This window comes from Mesorhizobium sp. M7A.F.Ca.US.002.01.1.1 (genome assembly GCF_004022955.1).
GTDB lineage: Bacteria > Pseudomonadota > Alphaproteobacteria > Rhizobiales > Rhizobiaceae > Mesorhizobium > Mesorhizobium ciceri.
Window position 1 is genome coordinate 1 of record NZ_RZQE01000484.1, and the last position, 4,388, is coordinate 4,388.

Consider the following 4,388-nt stretch of genomic DNA (forward strand, 5'->3'; position numbering starts at 1 on the left):
GCTCAAGCTCCAGGTGAAAGCGGGATCGGCTACGCCGTCTCCCCCGATCGGCCCGGCGCTTGGTCAGCGTGGCATCAACATCATGGAGTTCTGCAAGGCGTTCAACGCGCAGACCCAGGAAATGGAAAAGGGATCGCCGGTTCCGGTTGTCATCACCTACTATCAGGACAAGTCCTTCACCTTCGTCATGAAGACGGCGCCGGTGAGCTACTTCCTGAAGAAGGCGGCGAACCTGACCTCTGGTTCCAAGGAGCCGGGCAAGGTCAAGGCCGGTACGGTTTCGCGTGACAAGGTCCGCGAGATTGCCACCGCGAAGATGAAAGACCTGAACGCAAACGACGTCGAAGCGGCCATGCGCATGGTCGAGGGCTCCGCCCGCTCGATGGGTCTGGAAGTGGTGGGCTAAGATCATGGCAAAGATTGCAAAGCGTGTATCGAAGACCCGCGAAGGCATCGATCCCAACAAGGCTTATGCCCTGGGTGATGCGCTGAAGCTGCTCAAGGACCGTTCCTCGGTGAAGTTCGATGAGACCATCGAAGTCGCCATGAACCTCGGCGTCGACCCGCGCCATGCCGACCAGATGGTCCGCGGCGTGGTCAACCTGCCGAACGGCACCGGCCGCTCGGTACGTGTCGCCGTGTTCGCCCGTGGCGACAAGGCCGACGAAGCGCGCGCTGCCGGCGCCGACATCGTTGGTGCCGAGGATCTGGTCGACATCGTCCAGAAGGGCACGATCGATTTCGATCGCTGCATCGCCACGCCGGACATGATGCCGCTGGTCGGCCGTCTGGGCAAGGTGCTCGGCCCGCGCGGCATGATGCCGAACCCGAAGGTCGGAACCGTCACCACCGACGTTGCCGCCGCCGTCAAGGCGTCCAAGGGCGGCGCCGTCGAGTTCCGTGTCGAGAAGGCTGGCATCGTCCATGCCGGCGTCGGCAAGGTCTCGTTCGACGTCAAGGCCCTGGAAGAGAACATCCGCGCCTTCGCCGATGCGGTGACCAAGGCAAAGCCGACTGGCGCCAAGGGCAACTACGTCAAGAAGGTGTCGGTCACCTCGACGATGGGCCCGGGCCTCAAGCTCGACGTCGCGACGCTTAACGCGTCCTGATACGAACATTTGGATCGGCCGGCAAGCGGCTGATCCGCAAGTGAATTCCGGACCTCCGACTTGTCGGCGGCCCGGTACTGGAAGCCGAAAGGTTTCCGGACATCCTGTCCGAGATTGCAGGCGGCCCAGAAGCCTTAATTCGATTTGGGCCTGCATGAGACGGGTGAAGACCGGACAACGGAGCGATTGCTCCAATGAAAGGTTCGAACCGTGTTTGCCTTTTGTCTGCGCATCGCCGGCTTGACTGTCGATGTGGCGAAAGGGGGCAGGATCCTCGAGCGTCGTTCGGGAGATCCGTTACTGGATGGCCCGGCCGACAAAAGGCAACCCGACGCCTGTCCTCGTCAATGGGATGTTCCCGTTAACAGGATTGGGGTCAACTGGAGATAGGCAGTGGACAGAGCGGAAAAACGCGAACTCGTCACGGGCCTGAACGGTGCGTTCTCGAACGCAGGTTCAGTGGTCGTGGCCCACTACGCCGGTATCACCGTCGCGCAAATGAACGACCTTCGGTCGAAAATGCGCGCTGCCGGTGGCACCGTCAAAGTCGCGAAGAACCGTCTCGCCAAAATCGCTCTTCAGGGCACGGACTCCGCATCGATCATCGAGCTGTTCAAGGGACAGACGCTGATTGCTTATTCGGAGGATCCGATTGCGGCGCCGAAGGTCGCGTCCGATTTCGCCAAGGGAAATGACAAGCTCGTCATTCTCGGCGGCGCAATGGGCACCACCTCGCTCAATGCCGACGGTGTGAAGGCACTCGCCACACTTCCGTCGCTCGATGAGCTGCGCGCCAGGCTGGTTGGCATGATCGCCACGCCGGCAACCCGGATCGCCCAGATCGTCAATGCGCCAGCGGCCTCGGTCGCGCGCGTCATCGGCGCTTACGCCCGGAAGGACGAGGCGGCATGAGGCCGTTCCTCGCTATCACAAACACACGTTCGAACCTTATGAAGGAACACAACAATGGCTGATCTCGCAAAGATCGTAGACGACCTTTCGAAGCTGACCGTCCTCGAGGCGGCCGAGCTGTCGAAGCTTCTGGAAGAAAAGTGGGGCGTTTCGGCTGCTGCTCCGGTGGCGGTTGCCGCTGCTGGCGGCGCTGCGGCCGCTGCTGCTCCGGCCGAGGAAAAGACGGAATTCGATGTCGTCCTCACCGACGCAGGCGCTCAGAAGATCAACGTCATCAAGGAAGTCCGCGCCATCACCGGTCTTGGCCTCAAGGAAGCCAAGGATCTGGTTGAAGCGGCTCCGAAGCCGGTCAAGGAAGCCGTTTCCAAGGCCGACGCTGACAAGTTCAAGGCCCAGCTGGAAGCAGCCGGCGCCAAGGTCGAACTGAAGTAAGCGTAAAAGCGGCGGGCGGCCTCGCGCCGTCCGCCACTCCCTTCGCCCGAAGGGAGAGCGCGTAACGCGAGATTTTGCGAGAACCTCTTTCCTGAGGGCCGAAAACCGGCCTTCAGGAAACGGGTTTTCTCCCGTTCTAGCCGGCCGCCGACAGGCGCCGGGAAAACAGACAGAGGGTTGCCGCCAAGGTGGCCCAGTATGCAAGGCGAGCCGCGGCGAGGCTCGTCCCGAGTTTAGAGCTAAGGAGCGACGATGGCCCAGACCCAGACTTTCAATGGCCGCAGACGCGTACGCAAGTTCTTCGGAAAGATTCCGGAAGTTGCGGAGATGCCGAACCTGATCGAGGTTCAGAAGGCATCCTATGACCAGTTCCTGATGGTGGCGGAGCCCAAGGGTGGGCGTCCGGACGAGGGGCTGCAGGCCGTTTTCAAGTCGGTCTTCCCGATCTCCGATTTTTCCGGCTCCTCCATGCTGGAGTTCGTGAAGTACGAGTTCGAAGGACCGAAATTCGACGTTGACGAATGCCGTCAGCGCGACCTCACCTATGCCGCGCCGCTCAAGGTGACGCTGCGCCTCATCGTGTTCGATATCGACGAGGACACCGGCGCCAAGTCCATCAAGGACATCAAGGAGCAGGACGTCTACATGGGCGACATGCCGCTCATGACCTTGAACGGCACCTTTATCGTCAACGGCACCGAGCGCGTCATCGTTTCGCAGATGCACCGTTCGCCGGGCGTCTTCTTCGACCATGACAAGGGCAAGTCGCACTCGTCGGGCAAGCTTCTGTTTGCCGCGCGCGTCATCCCGTATCGCGGTTCGTGGCTCGACATCGAGTTCGATTCCAAGGACGTCGTGCACGCCCGCATCGATCGCCGCCGCAAGATTCCGGTGACGTCGCTGCTGATGGCGCTCGGCATGGACGGCGAAGAGATCCTGTCGACCTTCTACAACAAGATCACCTACAAGCGTGCCGGCGACCATTGGCGCATTCCGTTCAACGTCGAGCGTTTCCGCGGCCTCAAGGCTGTCGGCGACCTGGTCGATGCCGATACCGGCGAAGTCGTCGTCGAGGCCGGCAAGAAGATCACCGCACGCCAGGCACGGGCGCTTGGCGAAAAGGGTCTGAAGGCGATCAAGGCGACCGACGAGGACCTGCTCGGCAACTATCTGGCCGAGGACATCGTCAACTACGCCACCGGCGAGATCTTCCTCGAGGCCGGTGACGAGATCGACGAGAAGACGCTGAAGGTGCTGCTCGGCACCGGCGAAGAGGAGATCAAGGTTCTCGACATCGACCACGTCAATGTCGGCGCCTATATCCGCAACACGCTCAACGTCGACAAGAACGAGAGCCGCCAGGACGCGCTGTTCGACATCTATCGTGTCATGCGCCCCGGCGAGCCGCCGACGCTCGAAACCGCCGAAGCCATGTTCAACTCGCTGTTCTTCGATAGCGAGCGCTACGATCTGTCGGCCGTCGGCCGCGTCAAGATGAACATGCGCCTCGAGCTGAAGGCCGAGGACACCGTGCGCGTGCTGCGCAAGGACGACATCCTGGCCGTGGTCAGGACGCTGGTCGAACTGCGCGACGGCAAGGGCGAGATCGACGACATCGACAATCTCGGCAACCGCCGCGTGCGTTCGGTCGGCGAGCTGATGGAAAACCAGTACCGCGTCGGCCTGCTGCGCATGGAGCGCGCGATCAAGGAGCGTATGTCCTCGATCGAGATCGACACGGTCATGCCGCAGGATCTGATCAACGCCAAGCCGGCGGCTGCCGCCGTGCGCGAGTTCTTCGGTTCCTCGCAGCTGTCGCAGTTCATGGACCAGACCAACCCGCTGTCGGAGATCACCCACAAGCGCCGCCTCTCGGCGCTTGGACCGGGCGGTCTGACCCGCGAGCGCGCCGGCTTCGAAGTGCGCGACGTGCAC

The 4,388-nt window shown here is 61.9% G+C and carries 4 protein-coding genes and 1 pseudogene; all 5 read left to right on the forward strand.

The annotated features are described in order from the left end of the window. Positions 1–406, forward strand: a 406-nt coding sequence (gene rplK / locus EN932_RS30190) for a 50S ribosomal protein L11 (protein ID WP_128369297.1), incomplete at its 5' end; no start/stop codon positions are given. Between the two features lie 4 nt (positions 407–410). Then, positions 411–1,109, forward strand: coding sequence for a 50S ribosomal protein L1 (gene rplA / locus EN932_RS30195; protein WP_013531411.1), 699 nt, complete (start codon positions 411–413; stop codon positions 1,107–1,109). Positions 1,110–1,502: 393 nt separating this feature from the next. After that, a complete protein-coding gene (rplJ, locus tag EN932_RS30200) occupies positions 1,503–2,021 on the forward strand; it encodes a 50S ribosomal protein L10 (RefSeq protein WP_013531412.1) in 519 nt (172 codons plus the stop codon). Between the two features lie 54 nt (positions 2,022–2,075). Beyond that, positions 2,076–2,453: a 50S ribosomal protein L7/L12 gene (gene rplL, locus EN932_RS30205; protein ID WP_013531413.1), complete on the forward strand. Its 378-nt coding sequence runs from the start codon at positions 2,076–2,078 to the stop codon at positions 2,451–2,453. A 252-nt stretch (positions 2,454–2,705) separates the two neighbouring features. Then, a pseudogene (locus tag EN932_RS30210) lies at positions 2,706–4,388 on the forward strand (DNA-directed RNA polymerase subunit beta); the annotation flags it as partial.